This is a genomic window from Dyella sp. OK584, assembly GCF_057787755.1.
Genome location: NZ_CM173542.1, coordinates 2,724,739 through 2,748,881, shown reverse-complemented (window position 1 = coordinate 2,748,881; position 24,143 = coordinate 2,724,739). Strand labels below are relative to the sequence as shown.

Annotated in this window: 27 protein-coding genes; 6 read left to right on the top strand and 21 right to left on the bottom strand. The window is 63.5% G+C overall.

Annotated elements, in window-relative coordinates:
- Positions 1 to 14 precede the first annotated feature (14 nt).
- The 17 genes from AC3CBN_RS12350 to AC3CBN_RS12270 form a co-directional block, all read right to left on the bottom strand.
- Entirely contained in the window at positions 15 to 572 is a 558-nt protein-coding gene (locus AC3CBN_RS12350; RefSeq protein WP_488633318.1) for a NuoB/complex I 20 kDa subunit family protein, read from the bottom strand.
- On the bottom strand, positions 563 to 919 hold the full coding sequence (locus tag AC3CBN_RS12345; RefSeq protein ID WP_488633317.1) for an NADH-quinone oxidoreductase subunit A: 357 nt from the start codon (positions 917 to 919) through the stop codon (positions 563 to 565). Before AC3CBN_RS12345 ends, AC3CBN_RS12350 begins: the two co-directional genes overlap by 10 nt.
- Before the next feature lie 279 nt (positions 920 to 1,198).
- A complete protein-coding gene (locus tag AC3CBN_RS12340; RefSeq protein ID WP_488633316.1) occupies positions 1,199 to 1,555 on the bottom strand; it encodes a PilZ domain-containing protein in 357 nt (118 codons plus the stop codon).
- A 111-nt stretch (positions 1,556 to 1,666) separates the two neighbouring features.
- On the bottom strand, positions 1,667 to 2,596 hold the full coding sequence (locus AC3CBN_RS12335) for a PIG-L deacetylase family protein (protein ID WP_488633315.1): 930 nt from the start codon (positions 2,594 to 2,596) through the stop codon (positions 1,667 to 1,669).
- 1 nt (position 2,597) lies between these two features.
- Positions 2,598 to 4,223 carry an ArnT family glycosyltransferase gene (locus tag AC3CBN_RS12330; protein ID WP_488633314.1) on the bottom strand — a complete coding sequence of 542 codons (1,626 nt, stop codon included), beginning with the start codon at positions 4,221 to 4,223 and terminating at the stop codon, positions 2,598 to 2,600.
- Positions 4,224 to 4,300: 77 nt separating this feature from the next.
- On the bottom strand, positions 4,301 to 5,236 hold the full coding sequence (gene holB / locus AC3CBN_RS12325; RefSeq protein ID WP_488633313.1) for a DNA polymerase III subunit delta': 936 nt from the start codon (positions 5,234 to 5,236) through the stop codon (positions 4,301 to 4,303).
- A complete protein-coding gene (tmk, locus tag AC3CBN_RS12320) occupies positions 5,233 to 5,868 on the bottom strand; it encodes a dTMP kinase (RefSeq protein ID WP_488633312.1) in 636 nt (211 codons plus the stop codon). The genes holB and tmk overlap by 4 nt, the downstream gene beginning before the upstream one ends.
- Positions 5,865 to 6,902 (bottom strand): endolytic transglycosylase MltG, encoded by a 1,038-nt coding sequence (gene mltG, locus AC3CBN_RS12315; protein WP_488633311.1) that lies wholly within the window; start codon positions 6,900 to 6,902, stop codon positions 5,865 to 5,867. Before mltG ends, tmk begins: the two co-directional genes overlap by 4 nt.
- A complete protein-coding gene (gene pabC / locus AC3CBN_RS12310) occupies positions 6,899 to 7,729 on the bottom strand; it encodes an aminodeoxychorismate lyase (protein WP_488633310.1) in 831 nt (276 codons plus the stop codon). Before pabC ends, mltG begins: the two co-directional genes overlap by 4 nt.
- On the bottom strand, positions 7,729 to 9,099 hold the full coding sequence (locus tag AC3CBN_RS12305; RefSeq protein WP_488633309.1) for an aminodeoxychorismate synthase component I: 1,371 nt from the start codon (positions 9,097 to 9,099) through the stop codon (positions 7,729 to 7,731). Before AC3CBN_RS12305 ends, pabC begins: the two co-directional genes overlap by 1 nt.
- A 188-nt stretch (positions 9,100 to 9,287) precedes the next feature.
- Complete coding sequence (fabF, locus tag AC3CBN_RS12300; protein WP_488633308.1) at positions 9,288 to 10,526, bottom strand: beta-ketoacyl-ACP synthase II; 1,239 nt, start codon at positions 10,524 to 10,526, stop codon at positions 9,288 to 9,290.
- A gap of 216 nt (positions 10,527 to 10,742) precedes the next feature.
- Positions 10,743 to 10,982, bottom strand: a complete 240-nt coding sequence (gene acpP, locus AC3CBN_RS12295; RefSeq protein WP_114823364.1) for an acyl carrier protein — start codon at positions 10,980 to 10,982, stop codon at positions 10,743 to 10,745.
- 300 nt (positions 10,983 to 11,282) lie between these two features.
- Positions 11,283 to 12,026 (bottom strand): 3-oxoacyl-ACP reductase FabG, encoded by a 744-nt coding sequence (gene fabG / locus AC3CBN_RS12290; protein ID WP_488633307.1) that lies wholly within the window; start codon positions 12,024 to 12,026, stop codon positions 11,283 to 11,285.
- Between the two features lie 79 nt (positions 12,027 to 12,105).
- Positions 12,106 to 13,053: an ACP S-malonyltransferase gene (fabD, locus tag AC3CBN_RS12285; RefSeq protein WP_488633306.1), complete on the bottom strand. Its 948-nt coding sequence runs from the start codon at positions 13,051 to 13,053 to the stop codon at positions 12,106 to 12,108.
- Between the two features lie 316 nt (positions 13,054 to 13,369).
- On the bottom strand, positions 13,370 to 14,344 hold the full coding sequence (locus AC3CBN_RS12280; RefSeq protein ID WP_488633305.1) for a beta-ketoacyl-ACP synthase III: 975 nt from the start codon (positions 14,342 to 14,344) through the stop codon (positions 13,370 to 13,372).
- Positions 14,345 to 14,494: 150 nt separating this feature from the next.
- Positions 14,495 to 14,689: a 50S ribosomal protein L32 gene (rpmF, locus tag AC3CBN_RS12275; protein WP_130620520.1), complete on the bottom strand. Its 195-nt coding sequence runs from the start codon at positions 14,687 to 14,689 to the stop codon at positions 14,495 to 14,497.
- 18 nt (positions 14,690 to 14,707) lie between these two features.
- Entirely contained in the window at positions 14,708 to 15,190 is a 483-nt protein-coding gene (locus AC3CBN_RS12270; RefSeq protein ID WP_488636724.1) for a YceD family protein, read from the bottom strand.
- Positions 15,191 to 15,365: 175 nt separating this feature from the next.
- Here AC3CBN_RS12270 and AC3CBN_RS12265 point away from each other — a divergent pair, with 175 nt between their 5' ends.
- Positions 15,366 to 15,824 carry a hypothetical protein gene (locus AC3CBN_RS12265; RefSeq protein ID WP_488633304.1) on the top strand — a complete coding sequence of 153 codons (459 nt, stop codon included), beginning with the start codon at positions 15,366 to 15,368 and terminating at the stop codon, positions 15,822 to 15,824.
- On the top strand, positions 15,821 to 16,405 hold the full coding sequence (locus AC3CBN_RS12260) for a Maf family protein (protein WP_488633303.1): 585 nt from the start codon (positions 15,821 to 15,823) through the stop codon (positions 16,403 to 16,405). Before AC3CBN_RS12265 ends, AC3CBN_RS12260 begins: the two co-directional genes overlap by 4 nt.
- Positions 16,406 to 16,415: 10 nt before the next feature.
- Here the strand turns inward: AC3CBN_RS12260 and AC3CBN_RS12255 are convergent, their stop codons facing one another.
- On the bottom strand, positions 16,416 to 18,017 hold the full coding sequence (locus AC3CBN_RS12255; RefSeq protein ID WP_488633302.1) for an ArnT family glycosyltransferase: 1,602 nt from the start codon (positions 18,015 to 18,017) through the stop codon (positions 16,416 to 16,418).
- Between the two features lie 41 nt (positions 18,018 to 18,058).
- On the opposite strand from AC3CBN_RS12255, the gene AC3CBN_RS12250 reads away from it, so the two are divergent.
- The 4 genes from AC3CBN_RS12250 to AC3CBN_RS12235 are packed head-to-tail and all read left to right on the top strand — an operon-like array spanning position 18,059 to position 22,592.
- A complete protein-coding gene (locus AC3CBN_RS12250) occupies positions 18,059 to 19,000 on the top strand; it encodes an AAA family ATPase (RefSeq protein WP_488633301.1) in 942 nt (313 codons plus the stop codon).
- On the top strand, positions 19,000 to 19,956 hold the full coding sequence (locus tag AC3CBN_RS12245) for a DUF58 domain-containing protein (RefSeq protein ID WP_488633300.1): 957 nt from the start codon (positions 19,000 to 19,002) through the stop codon (positions 19,954 to 19,956). The genes AC3CBN_RS12250 and AC3CBN_RS12245 overlap by 1 nt, the downstream gene beginning before the upstream one ends.
- On the top strand, positions 19,953 to 21,926 hold the full coding sequence (locus tag AC3CBN_RS12240; protein ID WP_488633299.1) for a transglutaminase TgpA family protein: 1,974 nt from the start codon (positions 19,953 to 19,955) through the stop codon (positions 21,924 to 21,926). Before AC3CBN_RS12245 ends, AC3CBN_RS12240 begins: the two co-directional genes overlap by 4 nt.
- 48 nt (positions 21,927 to 21,974) lie before the next feature.
- On the top strand, positions 21,975 to 22,592 hold the full coding sequence (locus AC3CBN_RS12235) for a Slp family lipoprotein (protein WP_488633298.1): 618 nt from the start codon (positions 21,975 to 21,977) through the stop codon (positions 22,590 to 22,592).
- An 84-nt stretch (positions 22,593 to 22,676) separates the two neighbouring features.
- Here AC3CBN_RS12235 and AC3CBN_RS12230 read toward each other — a convergent pair whose 3' ends face one another.
- The 3 genes from AC3CBN_RS12230 to recR are packed head-to-tail and all read right to left on the bottom strand — an operon-like array spanning position 22,677 to position 24,048.
- The gene (locus AC3CBN_RS12230; protein WP_488633297.1) at positions 22,677 to 23,021 is read right to left on the bottom strand and encodes a histidine triad nucleotide-binding protein; all 345 of its coding nucleotides are present in this window, start codon (positions 23,019 to 23,021) and stop codon (positions 22,677 to 22,679) included.
- Between the two features lie 17 nt (positions 23,022 to 23,038).
- Positions 23,039 to 23,449 (bottom strand): GNAT family N-acetyltransferase, encoded by a 411-nt coding sequence (locus AC3CBN_RS12225; protein WP_488633296.1) that lies wholly within the window; start codon positions 23,447 to 23,449, stop codon positions 23,039 to 23,041.
- 5 nt (positions 23,450 to 23,454) lie between these two features.
- Positions 23,455 to 24,048 (bottom strand): recombination mediator RecR, encoded by a 594-nt coding sequence (gene recR, locus AC3CBN_RS12220; RefSeq protein WP_488633295.1) that lies wholly within the window; start codon positions 24,046 to 24,048, stop codon positions 23,455 to 23,457.
- Positions 24,049 to 24,143: the final 95 nt, after the last annotated feature.

Here is a 24,143-nt window from a genome sequence, read left to right as displayed (position 1 = left end):
CTGGGCTGCGCCTTTCAGGAACGCGCGATGGTGTTGGTGCGACGGATCTTCTTCTGCAACTGCAGGATGCCGTGGATCAACGCTTCGGCCGTAGGCGGGCAGCCCGGCACGTAGATGTCCACCGGCACGATGCGATCGCAGCCACGCACTACGGAATACGAATAGTGGTAGTAACCACCGCCATTGGCGCAGCTACCCATCGAGATGACCCACTTGGGATCCGGCATCTGGTCATAGACCTTGCGCAGCGCCGGGGCCATCTTGTTGACCAGCGTGCCGGCCACGATCATCACGTCGGACTGGCGCGGACTCGGACGGAAGATCACGCCGTAGCGGTCCAGGTCCAGGCGCGCGGCGCCGGCGTGCATCATTTCCACGGCGCAGCAGGCCAGACCAAAGGTCATCGGCCACATCGAGCCCGTGCGCGCCCAGTTCATCAGCGCATCAACGCTGGTGGTGGCAAAACCACGCTGGACGATGGGGTTGTCTTCGGCCGGACGCAGAATGTCGTCCACCAGATTCAACGGCTGCGGGTTGTGCATCACCCGGTCGATGGACGAGATCACTCCCATTCCAGTGCTCCCTTCTTCCAAACGTAAGCGAAACCAATGACCAGCAACAGCAGGAACAGCGCCATCTCGACCAGCGCGATGATGCCGATCTTCTGGAACACCACCGCCCACGGAAACAGGAAGGCGATTTCCAGATCGAAGATGATGAAGAGAATCGCCAGCAGGTAATAGCGCACGTCAAAGCGCATGCGGGCGTCTTCGAACGCTTCGAAGCCGCACTCGTAAGGCGAGAGCTTTTCCGATTCGGGACGACGGGGGCCGGCCAGCAGGCCAATGGCCAGCAGCACCACGCCAAGGCCGGCGGCAACGCCGATGAACAGCAGAATGGGCCAATATTCGGCAAGCACGGTGAAACGTACCTCCGCGCCTTCATTGGCGCATCAGTGACCGTTGGGGGAAACGGTCCGGAACCGGGTTCGGCAGGCCAATGAAGGCCATGGGCTATTCGCCACGATCACATGCGTTTGCAGCCGCGAGCGTCCGACTTTTCACGATCTGAGTCGGGAATCGCGACATTGTATCAGTGCGATTAACAACAACAAGCCTTGACGGGTATTCCGAAGGCAATTTGCACACGCTCACGAGCGCCTCACGGCGAATGGGCGCAAGGTATTACTACGAAGGTCTTACATGGTATGCGTCGGACGCTCGGACGATGTCATGCCGACCAGCAGGTTCTCGATGCGGGTGCGAGCCACCTCGCCATCGGCGGACTCATTGAACTGCACGCCGATTCCGGCAGTGCGATTGCCCTGCGCGCCCACCGGGGTGACCCAGACCACCTTGCCGGCCACCGAAAGGCGCTCGCCCTCGTCAGTGAGGTTGATGAGCAACACCACCTCGTCCCCCAGTGCGTAGCGCTGTGCCGTCGGCGCGAACAAGCCGCCGTGCTTCAGATAAGGCATATAGGCGTTGTAGAGCGACGCCGTGTCCTTGATCTTCAACGAAATGATGCCCTGTCGGGCGGCAATGGCCGGGTTCATGACTGCTCCTGCAAACCACACTGGGGCCGGCGGCCCCATGAGGCTCATCCTAGCGACCGCCTGGGCCAAGCGACAAGCGATGCGTCGCCGGAATGTGACGAGGCGAACCGCTCAGAGCTCGTACCAGCCCCAGCGGTCAAAGATCCAGGGCGATGGCAAGTTCATGTAGAGCTTGGCAAAGCCGGGGCCGGCGGACCCTTCGGCATTCGCGTGAAGTACATAACGCCCTTGGCCATCGTGGACGAGCGGCGCTCTGGACCAAGGCCAGCTGCGTACACCATTACCGTCCGCAATCATCAGATGAAGCCAGGGCTGCAACGCCGCGGGAGGCTGCCAAGGCAACAGGGGGGGCACTTCTTGATCGCCCAGAGCCCGTACGGCTTGATAACGTTCGGCGCGACCCGCCAATCGCCGCATGCGCTTGCCGCTCAACGCCATCTGGCTGCGATGGCAGGCCAGGGCGGCCAATTTGTTGGCGTGCAGCTCCACCGATGAATCGAGCTTCACCCGTCCTGTCACCTCGCCTTCACGGCCATGGACCAGATAGGCAAGCAATTCCGGCGACTCGCCCTGCCATTGGGCCAAGGCCAGGCGCGTGAGTACGTGGGCAGCGCCATGGTCGGGATGGTGGTCTCCCAGTGCTGGCAGCACCAGGAGGTTTGGCTGGCAGGCATCCAGACAGTCGATGATGGCCAACAACGTGGAGGCCAGGTCTTCGCGCAACCTGTCGGTGAGCCCCATGTCCGGCCAGCCCAAAGCCTGCATGGCCGAAGGCTCCACACCCAGTTGCGCCAGCGCCTGCCCCACCTCGCCACGGCGCCGCTCGCCCCATCGATGCCGATCGTCGGCACCGATACGCAGGCGGCGCTCCATCCAGCGCTGGGGCCACGGGTTGTTGTCGCCATTGGTCAACAGAAGAATCCGCACGTCGCCGCCGGACTGGCGTACCTGCTGGATCAGTTCACCGGTGGCGATCGACTCGTCGTCAGGATGTGGCGACACCACCAGCAGGCGCGTCCCGGCATTGAGACTAAATGCCATGTCAGTTCCCCTGTCCCGGCTCGGACATGGGACGCCAACCGCGATCGAACGCCTGACTCCACACAAGGGCCACTGGCGTACCGGTGGTGGCCTTGAGATGGTGGACACCGCGCTCCAATTGCCAATGGTCGGTAGCTGGCGCACCGTCCAGGCTTGCGTTCAAACGCCGGAATCCGTCCGTCAGCACATAGTTCCCGGGCACCTTCACATCAATGGCCTGGTCGGGCCCATCCTGGGGAAGCATGCGGCCGGCGATCCACACGTCACGCCCCGCGGGCACGTAATTGAGCATCACGAAGCGGGCGCTGTCGTACGGCAGGCGGCGCAGCATGACCAGCATGGTGCGGTGATTCACCAGTTCATCGGCGACGGTATCCGTCATCAACCCCTTGCGCAGCCGTCGCATGGCCAGGCTTTCGAGCACGGGGTAATAGGGGCGCATGCGGAAAATGGTATCGCCCTTGGGATCCATCACGGTGTCGGTCTTGTCCGCATATCGGAGCATCAAACCCAGTTCCGCGCGCTGGGCCGCCAACTCGTCCTGCCAAGGCGGCGCGTATGCGACCACGGTGGCCAGCTCGGCACCCAGCACCAGCAGCAGCAAAGTTCCCCGCAGCCGCGGACGCAAGCTCAGCCAGTGCCAGTGCGAGGCCCAACCCGCCGCCGCAAGCACAAGCGTGGGCAGTATGGGCAGAAAATCCTGCTTGGTGATCAGTGGCCAGATGAACCAGATCAGCAGCAGGTACAACCCGCCCTGCATGGCAAAGAAAATGGTCCAGTCGAATTCACCGAGCGCGCGACGCCGCAATTCTCGCAAGGTCACTGCCAGCACGACCGCCCCGCTGATCAGAAACCAGAGCAGCTGCTGTGCGGCATGGCGCTTGTTTGCTCCGCCCAGGTTGTAGAGCGCCAGCCCATACCAGGCATCACCCAACACGCCGTGCGCCGCCAGCCAGACAGTGAAAACAACCGGGACCAGCAACAATCCGCCGCACGCCGCCATCCAGCATCGGGCGTTGGCGCGCGGAGCGCCTGTCGGGAGCATCACGCGAAGCACGATGACCGTCACTAGCGTGGTCGCGAGCAGTACCAGCGTTTTCTGTGATACCGAAAATGCGCAACCGACCAGCAGGCCCGCCATGAAAAAGCGCCAGGCACGAGGCGGAGTCCCCACCACAAAGGCAAGTCCGGCGAGCCACATGGCCATCCACATATCGTCGGTGCGGAACTGCCCGCTCACGATGAAAAACCGGGGAAAGAGTCCCGCGACCAACACAGCTACCAGCGCCACGCGCCAGCCAAACAGGCGACGCGCCATCCAACCCGTTGCACCGAGCGCCACGACGTACCAGGCCTGCATGGCCAGGCGCAGCCAGGTCAGCACGTCGGCGCGATCATCGAGCAGCTTCAGCAGTGGCGAATGCAGCCAGCCGAACAGGGGGCCGTGGTTGTCGAAAACATCGCGATAAGGCAACAGGCCTTGTGTCCACGCCCACGCCACATGCGCGTGCTGGGACTCGTCGGAGTTCAACGTATACGCATTGAGCCATGCCAGTCGAAGAACCAGCAATAGCAGCAGGGAAATCCAGGGCCAGATGGGAAGGTGTTGTTGCAGCGGGGACTTCATGCCGACAGCCTAGGCAGAGGGCCTGTCACTGGGCTTTCCCATAGATGGCGGCCGCATGACACGGGTATCGCCCCTACTCAACGCCAACGCGCGAGCAACTCCAGCAGCAGCAAGTCACCTCGCAGCGGACCGCGCAACGACTCCCGCGTGCGGTTGGCTGACATGTACCACTGATCCAACGCCTCAGCATCCAATTGGCTGGCCAATGGTCCCGACGCGGCGGAGGCGCGCGCTTTCACTTCATCAGCTACCGCCTGGGCGGCAAACCACAGGCGTTGCTGGGGTTCGTTGTCCAACCAGCGCCGGGCGACCTCCATCGCTTCGCCACGGCCGCCAGCAAGTGCACCCAGGTCCTTGCGAACTTCCAGTCGGCGTGCGAGTGCGCCCTCTTCCGCCCAGGCGCGCGCCAGTCCCGGGTTGCCTCCGGCCGCATCAAGCGCTGCGGCCGCATCCTTGACGCCCATCTCTTGCAACCAGGCAAGTGCGGTCGCATGCGACGGCAAATGAAATTCAATGCGCTGGCAGCGGCTGCGGATGGTTTGCGGCAAGCGCCACGGAGCGTCGGCCACCAGCAGCAGCAGTGTCTGCGAAGAAGGTTCTTCCAGCGTCTTGAGCAATGCGTTGGCCGCCGCCGCATTCATGGCGTCGGCCGGGTTGATGCAGACGATCTGCCAGCCGCCAAACTGGCTGGCCATGGCAAGGCGTGCCGAGAGTTCACGGATCTGGTCGACCACGATCTCGCTGCGCTGCACACCATCCTTGCGCAGGCCGAAACTCAACGCGGCGAAATCGGGATGGGTGCCCGCCACGAACAACAGGCAGCTGCGGCACTGACCACAGGGTTCGCCATCTTGTGCTTGCGAGCAGAGTAGACCCTGCGCGAAGCGGCGCATGAAGTCGCGCTTGCCCAGCCCAGCCGGACCGCACAAGAGCAAAGCGTGCGGCATGGCATTGCGGGTGCGACGTGCCTGCAGGCGCGCCCAGTGTTCTGCGTGCCAGGGCATGGCGTTCACGCCACGGCTCCGAAAAGGTGACGAGTGGCATCCACGGCGGCCGCGAGCACGTGGTCAGGCGCGAGGTTAGCGTCGATAACGCGGAAGCGTCCCGGCTGCTCGGCCGCTCGCGCGCGGTAAGCGGCGCGTACACGCTCGAAGAAAACGTCGGCCTCAACTTCGATGCGATCAGCTTCGCCACGGCCGGCAGCACGCGCACGCCCAGTTGCCACCGGCAGGTCGAGCAGCAAGGTGAGGTCGGGCGTAAGACCTTCGGTGGCCCACTGTTCAAGCAGGGCGATGTGTTCCACCGGTACGCCACGGCCGCCGCCCTGATAGGCGTAGCTGGCATCGGTAAAGCGATCGCACAACACCCACTTGCCGGCAGCCAGTGCGGGCTCGATGCACTCACGCACCAGCTGCGCGCGCGAAGCGAACATCAGCAACAGCTCCGCTTCCGCACACATGTCACGCCGTGCAGGGTCGAGCACGATGGCGCGCACTGCTTCTCCCAGCGGCGTGCCGCCGGGTTCACGCGTCAGCACCAGCGCTACGCCCTGCCCAACCAGATGCTTCTCCAGGCCGGCGAGCAAAGTGCTCTTGCCGGCGCCTTCACCACCTTCGAGCGAAATGAATTTGCCGCGTAATGTCATGGGCAGCGCTTCAACTGGTAGCAGGCGACATTGCGATTGTGTTCGTCCAGCGTACTGGAGAACACATGCGTACCGTCGCCACGCGAGACGAAATAGAGTTCCGTGCCGGCCACCGGATGCAACGCCGCGTCGATGGCTGGCTTGCCGGGCATGGCGATTGGCGTGGGCGGCAGCCCCGGACGCGTATACGTATTGTAGGGCGTATCGTTGGTGAGGTCGGTCTTGTGGATATTGCCGGCATAAGCATCGCCCATGCCGTAGATCACCGTGGGATCGGTCTGCAGCAACATGTGGGTTTGCAGGCGGCGTACGAATACACCAGCAATGCGCGCACGCTCATCGCCCCGACCGGTCTCTTTCTCCACGATGGAGGCAAGAATCAGCGCATCGTAGGGCGTGGCCAGCGGCAAATCCTTGTCGCGCTGCGTCCAGAGCGTATCGAGCATCTTCGTCATGGCGACGTGCGCACGGCGCAGGATGTCCAGGTCGCTGTCGCCTTTCACATAGGCGTAGGTTTCGGGAAGGAAACGGCCTTCCGGCATTTCGCCGGGCACGCCGATCTTCGCCATCAACTCGTCATCGCCCAGGCTGGCACCGTCCTGGCGCAGCTTGTCAGCCTTGGCCAGTGCCTGACGCAACTCGCGGAAGTTCCAGCCGTCGACGATGGTGAAATTACGCTGCACGACCTTGCCCGCTGCCATGTTGAGCAACAGGTCACGCGGTGTCATGCCCGCCGTGAGTGCGTATTCACCGGCGTGCAAACGGCCAGCCACGCGCAACTGTTCGGCCAGCACTCGCCAATACAGCGGCCCTGTGCTGGTGACGTGCTGCTCGCGCAACTGCCCTACTACGTCGCGAAGACTGTTGCCGCGGGCAACGTCGATGCCTTGGGCTTGCGCAGCCACGGCCAATGGCGTGTGCACGAAACGCTGATAGTCCAGCCAGCCGTAGACCAAACTACCGGCCACAGCCAGCAATACCAGTACGACCAAGCCACGCCAGAACGCACGCCCCTGCATCTTGTATCGACTCATGCCTGCTCCATCGGAAAACCCAGCCCACGCCAGTGCTGCTGCAAGGCGCGGGTAACTGGGCCGGAAACATACACGGTATCGCCCACGGCCTGAACCGGCAGAATGCCTCGGACGCTCGAACTGAGAAAGACCTCACTGGCCTGCTGCAGGTTCTTTGGGCTCAGCGTCACAACCTGTGTCTCAGGCCGAACCGCCAGTATCTCGGCACGGGCCACACCGGCCACGCCACAGCAGTCCATGGCTGGCGTGGCGAGCACGCCATCGATCACGGCGAACACGTTGGCCATGGTGGCTGACGCCACGTTGCCATCCGTGTCCAGCAGCAAACCCTCTGCCATGGCGGTGTCGCTCCATTCCGCCCGCGCCAACACCTGTTCCAAACGATTGAGATGCTTCATCCCGGCAAGTTGTGGTTGCAAAGCCAACCGCGTTTCGCACCAGCGAACGCGCACGCCTCGCGTGTACGCATCGCCAGTCATCGCCGGAGCATCAAAAGCGGCCACGATGCGAGTAGGACTTGGTGATGTTGGCGGTGCGTAACCACGCTCACCGATGCCGCGTGTCACGGTAATGCGCACTACCGCATGTTCGAAACCGTGAGAAACAACCAAGGCTTCCTGCAGCAATTGGCCCGCATCGGGAGACTGCATTCGCAATCGCGCGCAACTGTTTTCAAGTCGCAGCATATGGCGTGCCCAGAGCGGCGCGCGGCCATGGACGAAACGGATCGTCTCGAACAAACCGTCGCCGTAGGACAAACCGCGATCAAACACCGATACCGTGTCCGACGCGACGCCATCGACCAGTACGCGCGCGGCAGTAGACATCAGCCCTGCACTCCCAGCGCCCGCAACAAGCCGCGCGCCTTGGCGCGGGTCTCGTCCAACTCCTTCTCTGCCACTGAATCGGCGACGATGCCCGCACCGGCCCGCAAAGTGACTTGTGAATCGCCCAGCATGAAGGTCCGGATGAGAATGTTGAGATCCAGATCGCCATTACGATCGAGATAGCCGAGCGCACCTGTATAGGCGCCACGCGACGCATTCTCCAGCGCCGCGATGATTTCCATGCAGCGCACCTTGGGGCAACCGGTGATCGTGCCACCGGGAAATGTCGCAGCAATAACCTCGCCCGGTGTCACCTCGGCGCGCAACCGCCCGCGCACGTTGGAGACGATATGATGCACATGCGTGTAGCTCTCCACCACCATGAGCTCGTTGACCTCGACCGTGCCTGGCACGCAGACACGCCCCAGATCGTTGCGCTCCAGATCGATCAGCATGACGTGCTCGGCGCGCTCCTTCGGATGCGTACTGAGTTCACGGATGCGAGCCAACTCATCGTCGCCGGGTGTGCGAGGGCGCGTCCCTGCGATAGGCCGTGTCTGGGCAAGACCGTCGCGCACCTCCACCAGGCGCTCCGGCGAGGAACTCACCACTGCCCAACCAGGCTGCTGCAGCATGCCGGCAAACGGCGCGGGATTGGCCTGCCTCAGCGCGGCATACAGCGAAGCGGGTTGCGGCGGCGTCGCGTAGTGCGCGTGCCACGCGCGGGAAAGGTTGACCTGGAAGATATCGCCAGCGTGCAGATGTTCATGGATTTGCGCGACGCCATCGAGGAATAGCGTTGGGTCGTCCTCGCCACAGTCATCAGGCACGCCCAGCGCAGGAATCGCAATGGCGACCTGCAGGTCCGCCTCCATCGCATCGAGCAGCGATTCGTGACCTGCCTCCGCGACCAGCACCGTGCGGTTGCGCTCATGGTCAACTACCATGGCCGCCGGACAACGCAGTGCCAACGCAATCGGCAACGGATCGGGAGCACGCAGACGCAAGCGTGGCTCGATCTCGCCGGCCAGCTCATAGGCAAGTAGTAGCAACCAGCCACCGTGGAATGGCAACTCATCCGCCGCGTCGCGCGGCAACCGTTCGGCCTGCCATGCGGCATCAAGCGCATCAAGAAAACGTCCGGAATGTTCAGCACCCTGCCCGTCGTTCAATCGCCCGTTGGCATGCAGCGTCAAACGATCCTTGGGAAAGGCGAACAGAATGTCGTAGCGAGCTTGCGGCGTGCCGTGCGTGACACTTTGCAAAAGCCCGGGATAGCGCTCCGGAAATGCAGCGGCCGGCGCGAGTAGATCGCGCCGGCCGTGAAAGGTACGGCGATGGAGCTGGGGTTGCGTTGAGCCGTTCAACAAGGGTGTCACCGTTTCCGTTTGCCCGCAGATATGTGTTGCGTCAGCGAAGGCAGGCTGGTGGCCTGTCGAGATGGCGCGACGCGCAGCTGCGGGCAAACAGAAGCGGCCCTTCGGGTGATGCCCAGCCTGCGCGCAGGCTGGGCATCATGCCACTCTTGTTGAACGGCTCAAGGCACTCCACACACCGCTCAAACGCGACGGAACGCCAGCGTGCCGTTGGTGCCGCCGAAACCGAACGAGTTGGAGATAGCCACGTCGATCTTCGCTTCGCGCGCCATGTGAGGCACGAAGTCGAGATCACAGCCTTCACTTGGCTCATCCAGGTTGACGGTAGGCGGCAACATCTGGTCACGCAACGCAAGGATGGTGAAGATCGCCTCCACGCCACCGGCCGCACCGAGCAGGTGACCAGTCACCGACTTGGTCGAACTCATCGCCAGCTTGTAGGCGTGATCGCCAAACACCCGCTTGGCGGCCAGCACTTCGCCCAAATCGCCCAACGGCGTCGAGGTGCCATGTGCGTTGACGTACTGCACTTCGGTCGGGTTGATGCCAGCGTCCTTGAGCGCGCTTTCCATGCAGCGCGCCGCACCCTCGCCGCCCTCGCTGGGCGCGGTGATGTGAAAGGCGTCGCCACTCATGCCGAAACCAACCAGCTCGGCGTAGATCCTCGCACCACGCGCCTTGGCGTGCTCGTACTCTTCCAGCACCAGCACACCAGCGCCATCGGACAGCACGAAGCCGTCACGGTTCTTGTCCCACGGACGGCTGGCCTTGGTAGGTTCGTCGTTGCGGGTGGACATGGCCTTGGCCGAGCAGAAGCCCGCCATTGCCGTGCCGGTGGTAGCGAATTCGGCGCCGCCAGCGATCATCACATCGGCATCGCCGTACTGGATCATGCGCGTGGCCAGGCCGATGTTGTGCGTACCGGTGGTGCAAGCCGTGACGCAAGCGATGTTCGGGCCTTTCAGGCCGTACATGATCGACAGGTGGCCAGAAACCATGTTGATGATCGAACTGGGCACGAAGAACGGCGACACGCGACGCGGCCCCTTGTCGTGCAGTTCGATAGAAGTGTGCTCGATGGTATGCAGGCCGCCGATGCCGGCCGCCACCGCCACGCCGATACGAGGCGCATTGGCTTCCGTCACTTCCAGACCGGAATCTCGCAGGGCCTGGGTGCCCGCGGCGATGCCGTAGTGGATGAACGGATCCATCTTCTTGATCTCTTTCGGCGCAATCCACTCTGCCGGGTCGAAACCACGCACCTGACCGGCAATGCGCGTGGCATAGCCGGTAGCGTCGAAATGGGTAACTTCACCGATGCCGCTGACGCCCTTGAGGATGTTGTCCCAGGCGGTGGCGACATCGTTGCCGACCGGCGAAATAATGCCGAGGCCGGTTACAACCACACGTCGTTTGCTCATGCTGATCTTTCCTCATGGTCCCGTGGCGCTGCCTCAACGGCAGCCTTTCCGCGCAATCGCGGCCACGTCACATCCGGGCCGCGCAGTACGCATCGGCGCACCATACGGGATCGGACGTTGCAAAATGCAGAAACGAAAACTGCGCCAATGTGGCGCAGCTTCCGGTATCGCCAGTGGGCGGACGCATCGTGTGACGCGCCTGCCGCAACGGAGCGATCACTCCTTGGTGTGGGCCTTGATGTAGTCAACAGCCTGCTGCACCGTGGTGATCTTCTCGGCTTCCTCGTCCGGAATCTCGGTCTCGAATTCTTCCTCGAGGGCCATGACCAGCTCGACGGTGTCCAGCGAATCAGCGCCCAGATCGTCCACGAACGAAGCGTTCGCCGTGACTTCATCCTCCTTCACGCCCAGCTGCTCGATGACGATTTTCTTGACGCGCTCTTCGATGGTGCTCATGTTGCCAATACCTCCCAAGGAGTAGTTACCTGTCAACGTCGGGCTCTGGCCCGACATGGCCGGCGGATTGTAGTGGTTAAGCCGTATGGCCGCCACGATCCTCCAGCAATAGTGATACGCAGGCCACGGGACCGGCGCGAAAGAAGCAATTGTCGCCTAAAACGAGGTCGCTTGCGACAACTCCTTGTTAAACCGGCCCGTGCCGGCGCACCGGGCCACCCTCCAGCGAGGCTGGAAATGGCTCGACCGTTTCAAACAATAAGCTGGTAGCGGCGATGGTTGCCGCTGTTTCCTCACGCCTTACGGCATGTACATGCCGCCGTTGACGTGCAGTGTTTCGCCAGTGATGTAAGCCGCCGCCGGGGATGCCAGGAAGGCCACCGCCTTCGCGATATCACTGGACTCGCCGAGGCGACCCAGCGCGATCTGACCCAGCAACGCCTGCTTGGATTCCTCCGGCAGCGCGCGCGTCATATCGGTGTCGATGAAGCCAGGCGCCACCACATTGACGGTGATACCGCGCGACCCGATTTCGCGGGCCAGCGACTTGGAGAACGCGATGATGCCGGCCTTCGCCGCTGCGTAGTTGGATTGCCCAGGATTGCCGGTCAAGCCGATCACCGAAGCGATGGAAATGATGCGGCCCTTGCGTGCCTTCATCATGCCGCGCATTACCGCTTTGGATGTGCGATAGACCGAAGTGAGGTTGGTGTCGAGGATCGCCTGCCAGTCATCCTCGGGCATGCGCATCAGCAGCTGGTCGCGGGTGATACCGGCATTGTTGACCAGGATGGAGACGGCACCGAATTCCTTGGTGATGCCGGCGATCAGCGCATCGACCGCTGCACCGTCCGTTACGTTGAGCAAGCGGCCGTGACCACCGTGCGGAGCCAGGCGCTCGCCAATGGCGGCGGCGCCGCTTTCGCTGGTAGCCGTACCGACCACCGTGGCGCCCAGTGCGGCCAGTTCATCGGCAATGGCCGCGCCAATACCGCGACTGGCACCCGTGACGAGGACGATCTCACCTTGCAGTGTCTTGCTCATCTGTCGTTTTCCTTTGGATGGCTGGACGTCGATCCGTCCAGCCGCATGATTCGTGCGAAATCGCGACAACGTTACCGCTTCAGACCCATTCGGCTCGAGCTGCATCGAGTTCTGCCGGCGCACCGATGGCACGCGCCTCGACGTTCTTGTCGATGCGCTTGATGAGGCCCGCCAACACCTTGCCCGGACCTGCCTCAGCCATGCGCGTGGCGCCACCGGCAACCAGCACCTGCACGCATTCCGTCCAGCGAACCGGGAGATAGAGCTGACGCTGCAGCGCGCCGCGAATGTCCTCGACCGTGGCGTAACTGCGCGCCTCGGCGTTCTGCACTACCGGAATGGTCGGCAACGCCCACTGGATCGAGCTCATGCGCTCACCCAGCCGATCAGCTGCGTCGCGCATCAATGCACAGTGCGAGGGCACCGACACTGCCAGCTTGATGGCCTTCTTCACACCTTGCTCGGCGAGCTTCGCAAGCGCGCGATCGACGGCTTCCGCGTTACCGGCGATCACCAGCTGCCCCGGCGAATTGAAGTTGGCGGGCGATACCACCTGGCCCTGCGCTACTTCTTCGCAGACCGCAGCAATCTGGGCATCGTCACCACCAAGGATAGCGGCCATCGCGCCCACGCCTGGCGGCACCGCAACCTGCATGAGGCGACCACGTTCGGCCACCAAGGCCGCCGCATCGTGCAGCGAAATGGCGGCAGCACAGACGAGCGCGCTGTATTCACCGAGACTGTGACCAGACAACTGTGCCGGCTGCGCGCCACCGAGCTTCTGCCATACGCGCCATACCGCCACGCTCGCGGCCAGCAGTGCCGGCTGCGTGTTCTCCGTGCGATTGAGGCTTTCTTCCGGACCTTGTTGGCTCAGCGCCCACAGATCGACGCCCGCGCCCTGCGAGGCCTCAGCGAAAGTGGCCTTCACTTCCGGATGAACAGCGGCGAGTTCGGCCAGCATGCCAACCGATTGCGAGCCCTGGCCCGGGAATACGAAAGCGAGCGAAGCGGCGGTCTGAGTCATGGAGCGCGGGTTTTCCGGAAACGAAAAGCGGAATGGTGCCAGCATTAGCCGCCATACGCAGCTGTATATGGGCAAGGACGGTTGAATTGGGCACGTTTTGGGGACCGGATCACTTCCCATCGCCCGATATACATCAACGTCGTTCCAGCGAAAGCAGGGGTCCAGTGCTTATGAAGCATGTGGCGACAGCGGAAGGCACTGGATCCCTGCTTTCGCACGGATGACTAGCTAAAGAGAATGAGCCCGCAAGGCATAAGGCATAAAGAACAATGCCGCCCCGAAGGCGGCATTGCGAAACAACAAGCAACGGCGAGGATCAGTAGCGCAGCAGTGCCGACGCCCAGGTAAAGCCGCCGCCAAACGCCTCCAGCAGCAGGTTCTGACCGCGCTGCACCTTGCCCGAGCGCACGGCGTAGTCGAGCGCCAGCGGCACCGAGCCGGAGGAGGTGTTGGCATGCTCTTGAACGGTCACGACAACCTGCTCCATCGGCATGTTCAGACGCTTGGCCGTGGCCTCGATGATGCGCAGGTTGGCCTGGTGCGGAATCAGCCAATCGATCTGCGAAGCCTCCATGCCGGCAGCCTGCAGGGTTTCGTCGACCAGTGAATCCAGCGTCTTCACCGCGACCTTGAACACTTCGCGGCCGGACATGTTGATGCGCACACCGTGGTTGGGCTCGTCCTTGAAGCCGACCGAGACGCCCACCGGGTTGTACAGCAGATGCTTGAAGCCGCCGTCGGCGTGCAGGCAGGTGGCGTAGATGCCCGGCTCTTCCGAAGCTTCCAGCACCACAGCGCCGGCGCCATCACCGAACAGCACGCAGGTTTCGCGCTCGCTCCAGTCGACCATGCGGGTCAGCGTTTCCGCACCAATCACCAACACCTTCTTGGATTGGCCGCTGCGGATGAACTTGTCGGCCACACCCATCGCATAGACGAAGCCCGAGCACGCGGCGTTGACGTCGAACGCGGCGCAGCCGTTAGCGCCAAGGCGATGCTGAACCAGGCAGGCGGTGGACGGAAAAATGATGTCGGGCGTGGTGGTGCCCAGCACGATCAGGTCCAGTTCGGACGCCTTGACGCCTGCCGCCTCGAGGGCGCGCTGCGCGGCCAGGGTGGCCAAATCGCCGGTAGTTTCGCCGTCCGCGGCGATGTGACGCTTCTGGATGCCGGTGCGGGTACGAATCCATTCGTCAGTGGTGTCGACGATCTTTTCGAGATCGGCGTTGGTCACCACGCGTTCGGGCAGCGCGCTGCCGGTACCGGTGATGCGGGCGTAAATCTGGGCCATTAACTTTCCATGGAGCTGGTTGGGACGAATGGACTGCGCGGGGGCGCTGCAGCCGGCTTCCAAACCCCCAACGTTACGTGGGTGATCGCACAAACGCAAAGCGGCGCGAAATCGCGCCGCCATGCGAAACCGTATCCCTTTCGGGAACGATCAATCCTCTTCGACCACCGCAGTGTTGGTGTCGATGACCTTCTTGCCGCGGTAGTAGCCATCCTTGGTGACGTGGTGGCGCAGATGCACCTCGCCACTGGTCGGATCGGTGGCCAGCTGCACGGTCTTGAGCGCATCGTGCGAACGACGCATGCCGCGGGTGGACGGGGTCTTGCGGCTCTTGGCAACGGCCATGGCGAATCTCCAGCTAAATCAACGTTTCTTGAGTTCGCGCAAAATCGCGAACGGGTTATCGGAACGCCCTTCGCCCGAGGAGGATTCCTCTGGCTCGTGGCCTACTACTTCTTCGGGCAGCGTGCTGTCCGGATTCACCGGGATCAGCGGCAGCGCCAACAACAATTCGTCTTCAATCACATCCGCCAGGTTCAGCTTGCCGTCCTCGTCCACGAGCAATGGCTCGCAACCCGGCGGCAAGGCCGATTCCTCGCGTTCGAAGCGGATCAGTCCGAGACGGCTATCCACCGTCACCGGCAGCACAAAAGGCTCCAGGGTACGCTGGCAGATCAACGAGAGTGGCGCCTGGACGCGGACGTCGAGGTACGCAGTACCGAACTCGTCGCGGCCAAAATCCAGCTCGTATTGCGTCGTTCCTTCCGCACTCGCAAGAACCTCGCCCAGCCGCTTTAAAGCGGCTACGGGCAATTCTCCCTGGAACGAACGCCGCGCCGAGACCATGCGCCAAGCGTCCACGGACTCTGGCAGTGTCACGGACATAGACATGAAATCTTAGGATTACAACACCTTGAAGTCAACGGGTTGACCATCAACGGACAGCAGTCCGGGGCCATTTTGCCTGAACGCTTCCAGTACGGCAGACTGCGGGCACCTTCGCAGCGAGCCGGCCGGTACCGTGAATTCCTATCTGATGCTCGGTCTGGCGGCCTTGGCGATACTGGTCCTGGCTGCGGTTGGCGTGGCCCTGGTGACCTCTCGGCGACGCGCCGATCGTCGTACCGGCAGCCTGCACCGGCTGCTGGAACTGGCCGACCGACTGGAAACGGATCTCAAGACCTGCCGAGCGGGCTTGCAGCAGGCCCACGCGGTAATGTCGCTCAATCCGGACCTGCCGGCCAGCGGTGAGCAGGAGGCGCGTCACGCCATCGATGCCGGCCTGCGTTCGCTATTGCAGCAGCGTATCTGGATCCGCGACCAGGCGCCCCGCGCCAGCCAGCAGCAGCTGGATCAGGCCGTCACCGCCATGAACGCCACCCGCGACAAGCTACAGCCGCTGCTGGCCGCGCTTGACCGCGCCCAGCACGACCTGGACAGCGCCATGCGCGAACACTTGCGCCGGGAGCACGACGCGTGAGCCTTCCCACCCTCGTGCTCGGCTCCACCTCACGCTACCGGGCCGAACTGTTGAGGCGGTTGTATCCGGCGTTCGAACAGCGCTCGCCCGGCACCGATGAAAGTCCGCTGCCTGGGGAACGTCCTCGCGATCGTGCCCTGCGCCTGGCCATCGCCAAGGCGCATGCCGCCGCGGAAGGGCTGGAAGACGCCCTTGTCATCGGCTCAGACCAGGTCGCCGAGCTCGAAGGCACCATGCTGGACAAGCCCGGCACTGTTGAACGCGCCCGCGCTCAGCTAACCGCGAGCTCGGGTCGCGAAGTGCATTTCCACACGGCACTGTGCCTACATGACACACGCAACGGACAGGATCTGGTGCACATCGATCATACGCAGGTGCATTTCCGCAGCCTCAGCGCGGATGAAATCGCCCGTTATGTTGACCGCGAACAGCCGTTCGACTGCGCCGGCAGTTTCAAATGCGAAGGGTTGGGCATCAGCCTGTTCGAACGGATCGACAACGAAGACCCCAGCGCGCTGATCGGCCTGCCCCTGATCGCCTTGGCAAGACTGCTGCGCGAAGCAGGCATCGCCCTGCCCTGATCAACTCCCTTCAATGCCGCGCCGACTCGGCCTCGTTCGCGAGTCGCCACGGCAAACACTGGTCATCGCCGCTCGCCGTAACCGGCAATGCTGTGGGAATTTTTCCCTCGTAGAAGGCGATACGCCGCCGCCCATCGAAAAGATCGAGCCGGCGCAGCGGCTGTGGCTGGTCGATGTGGCTGCACAACATGCGCAACCAAACCGGACGTACATGCACCCGCAAGGCCTTCTCGTCCACCGCCAGCAACATTGATTGGCCTCCATGCATGCGGCGCAGCGCAGTTTCGTCGCGTTGCCAGATGGCCAATTGCGGCGCACGCCCGTGCTTGGTGTTGAGCGGGCTGTCCAACGAATAGACCGGCACGCTGCCACCGAGCTGGAAGTCGATTTCCGCGGCAAGCATGAAATTGTCCGCGACCAGCACGACGGCATGCTGCGATAGCAATTCGCGAGCGACGTCGCCGCTTTCGCGCCATCCAACAAAACGTGCGGGAAACGCCTTCACTCCCGCCAGCGCCTGTGCACCGCCTTCGTGTGCAGCCATGCCCAGGTACAGCAGGCCACCGAGCTGTCCCGCCACGGCGAGCACAAAAGCGGCAACGCGCCCCCCCTTCCGCCACACCGGACGTTCTCGCAGCAGCACCGGCAAAGCCGCAAGCAAGGGCAGATAGGCCGGCAAGGGCCAATGCGCGCGGAAGCGCAGGCCATCAGCAAACAGGCCCAGCGCAAAGTAAAGAACAATGAAACTCAGCGAGACGATACCGATGATGTCCCACGGCGCCCCTGCTTCACGACAACGCTGCCAGCTGCGCCATGCCGCCCACAGCAGCAGCAGGTAAAGCAGCGGCGTGCAGGCGATGGCTTGTTCCAGCGGTTGCACCAGCGCGTCGGCATGGAATTGCCAGGTGTTGCGCTCCACCAACTGGAAAGCGATGCCGGCACCGTGCTGCTGCCAGTTGGAAATGATCAGCGGAACCAGCCCCAGCGCCGCCACGCCCATCGCGAGCCAGAATCCGCCGCGACGCCATTGCCGGCGTCCGCGCGGCGTGAGCACGAACAACAACAGCCCCGCCAGCATCGGCATCGCGGCGCGGTAATGAGTCAGCCAGCACACACCCAGGGCCAGGCCCAGCCACAACCAGTCACACAGCCGGTCGCCATCCATCGCCCTGGCCAATGCCACCAGGGCTGCCATGATCGCCACGGTCAGCGGCACATCCGGCACAGCCAATACACCCAGGCTACCGGCCAGCGGAAGCGCCAGGCAAAGCGCGCCAGCCTGCCAGCCCGTAAGTTCATCAAATGCGTCACGCGCAAATGCACGCACCAGCCAGGGCAAGGTGCTGCCCAGCAACAGGAACGGCCAACGCATGCCGAGCAGCCCGTGTCCGGCCACGCTTTCGCCAAGCCGGATCAGCCATGCGGTGAATGGTGGCAGGTCGCTGTAGCCCCAGGCGAGATGCCGGCTCTCCTGCCAGTAGAACGCCTCGTCACCAAACGGCGACAGGGAAGCGGCAAGCATGAGCTTGACCAGGAACAGCACCACGAAACCGGCCAGGAACACTGCTCGCCAGCGCGCAAGGCCGACGGCTACACTGGCCGTGTCACGCATGGACCTTGCTCCGCGTCGTCCTTCCCCACTGCCAGAAACCCATGTCCGCCATCACTCCGTTGCACGATGAAACGCTGCGCACGCGCCTGGATGCCGCCATCGCCCAGGTCAATCGCGTGTTACTGGGCAAGCCGCGCCAGGTCAAGCTCGCCTTTACCTGCCTGATCGCCGGTGGACACCTGTTGCTGGAAGACGTGCCCGGTGTAGGCAAGACCACACTGGCACATGCGCTGGCCGCCAGCTTCGACCTGGACTTCCAGCGCGTGCAGTTCACCAGTGACCTGCTGCCTTCGGACATTATCGGGGTGAGTGTTTACGAGCGCGAGACCGGCCAGTTCCGCTTTCATCCCGGCCCGATCTTCACCGGACTGTTGCTGGCCGACGAGATCAATCGCGCCACGCCGAAGACGCAGAGCGCCCTGCTTGAATCCATGGCCGAAGGCCAGGTCACCGTGGATGGGCAGACGCATATGCTGCCGCAGCCGTTCTACGTGGTCGCGACGCAGAACCCTCTCGACCTCGCCGGCACCTTCCCGCTGCCCGACTCGCAGCTGGACCGCTTCATGTTGCGCGTGTCGCTCGACTATCCCGATGCCGCCGCGGAACGCGCCCTGCTGACCGGCAGCGACCGTCGCGATGTGCTGGCCCAACTCACGCCCCAACTCGATGGTGCCGGCCTGGCCGAACTTTCGCGTCGGGCACAGGCGATCACGGCCAGCAGCGCACTGCTGGATTACCTGCAGGCCCTGCTGGCTGCCAGCCGCCGCCACGCGGACATCCGCGTCGGGTTGTCGCCGCGCGCGGGTCTTGCCTTGCTTAGCGCAGCCCGCGCCTGGGCGCTGCTCAGCGGGCGGCAACATGTACTGCCGGAAGATCTGCAGGCGTTGTTTGTGCCACTTGCTGCCCATCGATTGGTCACCACACGCGGCGCCAGCGGCGACAGCCTCGCGCGCAGCCTGCTGGCCGACGTCGCGGTGGATTGATGTTGGCGGCATTCCGTCGCTTGCAGGCATGGGCCGAACGACGCCTGCCTGCGCTTACCCGTTACAAGCGGCCCGAGAGCCTGCCCATCGTGCTCCACCGCCGGCGCATCTATATCGTGCCGACCCCATTTGGCGGGGCTTTCACCATCCTGTTGCTGGTGATGTTGATCGGTGCACTCAACTACAGCAACAACGCAGCACTGCTGCTGACCTGCATGCTCGGGTCCGCGTGCTGCACGAGCATGCTGGTAGCGTTTCGCAGCCTCAATGGCCTGCGCCTGAGCGCCATTCGCCCGGGACAGGCCATCGCTGGCGAACCGATGGTGCTGCAGTTGGTCTTTGCTGGCAGCGACCATGCACACCCCTCGGTGCATGCTGATATGGAAGGCCAAACCGAAGCGTTCGCGCTGGCCACCCGTGGCGAGATTCAGGTATCGCTGAACCTCGTCACGTCCAGACGCGGATGGCAGCCCCTGCCCCGAATCAAGTTGTGGACCAACTGGCCGCTAGGCTTGTTTCATGCGTGGAGCTGGATTCATCCGGACCAGGCTGTGCTGGTCTGGCCTCGCCCGGAAACCGGCGGCCCACCGCCGATGCTGCCTGGCGATCAGGGCCATCGGCAGCGTTTGCACCAGGGCGAAGACATCGCCGCGCTGCGCGAGTACCGCATCGGCGATCCGCAACGGCACATCGCCTGGAAGCACAGCGCTCGCCACGAGAACCTGCTGGTCAAGGATTTCGAACAGCCCGAATCGCAGGAAGAATGGCGGCTGGACTGGCGCCATCTGTCGCAGCTTTCCCCCGAGGCGCGCATCGCACGGCTGGCCCGATGGCTCGGCGAAGCCGAATCGGTCGGACGTGCGACGAGCCTATGGTTGCCCGGTGACGAAATCGGTCTGGGCCACGGCCGCAACCACTATGCGCGCTGCATGAGCGCGCTGGCCCGGCTGCCATGATCCGGTTCACCCTGTTTCACCGCAAACCCAAGGTCCGGCTCGGCGCGCGACCATTTGACCTGCTCTGCCTCACGGTGGCCGTGGTGCTTGGCGCGCACGCGCCGCACATGCCGATATGGCTGAGCGCCGCGCTCGCTGCCATATTGGCCCTGCGTTGGTGGCAGCGGCGCCGACGCGAAGGTCGCGCACCGTTGACCCTGAAGTTGCCGTTGGTGGCGTTGCTGTCCGGTGCCGTGATTTTCCATTACGGCAGCCTGTTCGGACGCGAGCCAGGTGCCGCGCTCGCGGTGGGTCTGCTCGTGCTCAAGCTGTTGGAAACGGAGACGCCACGCGATGCGCGGGTAGGCGCCGCGTTCGCCTGCTTCACGCTCATGACGGCGCTGCTGTTTGATCAGGGCATGGTGGCCACCGTACTGGTGGCGCTGGGCCTGCTGCCCGCGCTGGCCACCTTGCGCGCATTGGAACCTGCGCATGCCGTGACCACCCTGCCGCGTGAACTTTTGCCCGCGCTTGGCCTGCTCAGCGTGTCGCTACCGCTGGCCCTGCTTGCCTTTGTGCTGGTGCCACGCCTGAGCTCACCGCTATGGGGCGCTCCCAACACGTCGCAGGCGCGGACTGGCCTGAGCGAAGAGATGTCGCCCGGCGACCTTTCCGAATTGCTGACCGATGATCGCCCCGCGATGCGCGTGGGCTTCGATGGCGCGCCACCTCCCAATGCACAGCGCTATTTCCGCGCCTACGTGATGTGGAGTTACGACGGGCGACGCTGGAGCCATGTGGACGTGGGCGGTACGCCGACCCCGGTCGAACACGGTGCACTGCTCACCCACTACGTCGTCACCCTCGAAGCCAGCGGCCAGCGCGTGCTTCCCGCGCTGGATGTGCCGGTGGAAGCACCCGACCAGGCACAGCTGAGCGCCGATCACGAAGTGCTCTCAGACAAACCGGTGAACGACGTCCTCATCTACGACATGCGCTCGGCACCCACCTATCGACTGCAGCCCATGCTCGACGAGCGGGAGCGACGTCGCGGCCTCCGCCTTCCAGGTAATTTCAATCCGCGAGCGATAGCGCTGGCCGGTCGCTGGCGCCAACAGTTCGGCACCAATGATGCGGCGATCATCAAGGCAGCGCTGAACCTGTTCCATGATGGTGGCTTCAATTACACCTTGGCGCCTGCGCCTCTGGGCCGCGATGCGGTTGACGACTTCCTGTTCTCCACCCACGAAGGTTTCTGTGAACACTATGCGTCCGCGTTCACCGTGCTGATGCGCGCTGCGGGCATTCCTGCGCGAGTAGTCACGGGTTACCAGGGCGGCTACTGGAACACCCTCGGCAGCTATTTGCTGGTGCGTCAGTCCGATGCCCACGCGTGGAGCGAAGTCTGGCTGCCCGGACGTGGATGGCAGCGCGTAGACCCCACGGCGGCGGTGCGTCCCGAACGGGTCAGTCTTGGCGCCGCGGCCGTATCCAGCGTGGGGACCGACTGGTCACCCAATCAATGGTGGCTTGGGATGCGCAACCATTGGGACATCGTCAACCGCTGGTGGAACCAAGGCGTTATCGGCTTCGACACGCTTCGACAGCATGGACTGCTGACGCCGTTTGGGCTGCCCAACATCGACCCGGGCATGCTGGGTCTGCTGTTGGCCATCGGCAGTTCGCTATTGGCGACACTGGGTCTATCGTGGGCCATATGGAAGCGCCCATCGACCGATCTGGCGCGTGCGTCGATGCAGTTGCTGGAACGGCGGTTGGCCACGGCAGGCGTGGCCCGCCATCACAGCGAAGGACCGCAGCACTACTTTATCCGCGCGGCACGGGCACTCCCCACCCATCGCGCGGAGCTTGAGCGATTGATGAGAACGTATCTGGAACTGCGCTACGCCTACGAAGAACCGCCGGCGGATTTGTTGAAGATCTTTCGACAGGCCGCGCGGGACTTTCGACCGCGTCGCATGGTCAAATGATATTGAACCGTGGATGCCCCGCATCCACCACACGATGGAGAAAGCGTCATGTCCATGTACAAGCCGTTGATTCTCGCGACCGCCATCGCCACGCTGGCCGCCTGCGCAACGGTGCCGCAGCCGTTGCAAGGCACGTTCACCGACGTCACCTCGGTCGCCGCCCAGCAGGGTGGCGCCGGTGGCGTTCAGGTGCGCTGGGGTGGCCAGATCATCAAGACCGAACCGGGCCCGCAGGAAACCTGCTTCTACGTGCTGCAGCGTCCGCTCGACGACGAGGCGCGACCAAAGACATCCAGCCACAGCGACAGCGAAACCCAGGGTCGCTTCGTAGCCTGCCGTGCCGGCTTCTATGATCCGGAAGTGTTCGCCCGCGATCGCGACATCACGGTGACCGGCGTGCTGCATGGCACGGTGTCGGAAAAGGTGGGCGAGTACAGCTATCCCTATCCGCGCATCGAAGCCAGCGTGGTCTACCTTTGGCCCGAGCGCGTTTACAACTATGGGCCGGGCTACTACGACCCGTTCTGGGGCCCGTATTGGGGGCCGTACTGGGGTGGCCCGTGGGGCTGGGGTGGCTATGGCTATTGGGGTGGCTATGGCTATCGGGGCGGCTATTACCCGTCGCGCGTGATCGTCCGCCCGGCACCGCATCCGGTGCACCGCTGATCACACCAACGAAAAACGCCGGCGCGATGCCGGCGTTTTTCTATATTGAAACCCTTGTCTGCCCGACAGCGAACGCCGGTGGCATCAGCCCGGCGGCCAATGCATGTGACGACCAGCCAGCAGATGCACATGCAGGTGGAATACCGTCTGCCCGCCGTGTTCGTTGCAGTTGATCACCGCACGATAGCCCTGCTCCGCCACCCCTTCGCGCCTTGCGTAGGCAGCGGCGGCAAGCAGCAGCTTGCCTAGCAGCTCCGCATCGCCTGGCGTCGCTTCATCCAATGAGGCGATGGCTCGCTTCGGCACGAACAGCACGTGCAATGGAGCCTGCGGATTGAGGTCACGGAACGCCAGTACGTCGTCGTCCTCATAGACGATGTCGGCGGGAATTTCGCGGCGAATGATCTTGCCGAAGATGGTGTCGCCCATGTGCAGACTCCCTCAATTCAAAGACGCAGCAGCATACCGTGCGCCGCCGGCGCCACGAGCTTGAACCCGAACTGCTCATAGAGGCGATGGGCGGTGCCGTCGGCGATCAGGCCAACCATCGTCCGCGCCGGGGCGCGGCTGTGAACCTGATCCATCAATGCCTGCATGATGCGCCGTCCCAGACCCTGCCCTTGCCAGGCAGGTGAAACAGCGATGTCCACCACGAACAGGAACAGGCCGCCGTCACCCACGACACGGCCCATGCCGATCAACTCGTCGCCGTTGCGCACACAGACCGAGCACCAACTCGAAGGCAGGCCCATATCGGCGCCCTCGGCTGTCATGGCACTCAGGCCGGCGGCGCTACGCAAGGCGCGATATTCGTCACTGGCGGGAATCTCGAGCGCGAGCCTGGGTGATACGGTCATGTCATTCATTCCACCGACTGCCTGCTGCCGAACGCATGTGCCAGGGTGCCGCGATCCACGTACTCAAGCTCGCCGCCCAGCGGCACACCATGCGCCAAGCGGGTGGGACGGACGTTCGCCGCGCGCGCCAGCTGCGCGAGATAGTGGGCGGTCGCCTCGCCTTCCACGGTCGGATTGGTGGCGATGATCATCTCCTCGATCTCACCTTCGCCCAATCGCTCCGTGAGCAAATCCAGCCCCAGCTCCTGCGGACCGAGGCCATCGAGTGGCGACAGCCGACCCAGCAGCACGAAGTACTGCCCGCGATATCCCGTGGCCTGTTCGATGGCGGCAAGCTCGGTGGGAGATTCCACGACGCACAGCACATTGCGGTCGCGCCCGTTGCTGGCGCACAGCGAACACACCGGCGTCTCGCTGAAATTGCGGCAGCGCGAGCAGTTGCCGATATCGCGCATGGCCTGATCGAGCACCTGTGCCAGCCGCAGGCCACGCTCGCGATCACGCTCCAGCAGATGGAAGGCCATTCGCTGCGCGCTCTTGCCGCCCACGCCGGGGAGGCAACGGAGCGCTTCGATAAGGTCAGTTAGGAGTTTGCTCATGTATCGAGGTTTAGCTGTAGGAGCGCACCCAGTGCGCGACCGCGGAGATACGGCGTCGCCGTTCCATAGGCTTGTCGCACACTTGGTGCGCTCCT